At 38.1% G+C, this 202-nt stretch carries 1 pseudogene; it reads right to left on the reverse strand.

From position 1 onward, the window contains the following. Positions 1-202 (reverse strand): annotated as a pseudogene (locus TR08_RS21925) (IS5/IS1182 family transposase); the annotation flags it as partial.

Here is a 202-nt window from a genome sequence, read left to right on the forward strand (position 1 = left end):
TTTACTCTTTGCTCCTTCTGTGTAACATCCTTCACGGAAAGGGCATACTTTGCATTTTTCGGTGTCAAAATAATACGTTTGACGCTGATTTTTCCCCACATTTTTCTTATTTGTACGCGCTTTTCGAATTGCCATCTGCCCAGCTTTACATACGTACATGCCTGCATCTTTATTAAATTCAAACTCATCTTCTTTAGTACGT

It is taken from the genome of Neobacillus niacini, assembly GCF_000759675.1.
Taxonomy (GTDB): domain Bacteria; phylum Bacillota; class Bacilli; order Bacillales; family Cytobacillaceae; genus Neobacillus; species Neobacillus niacini_A.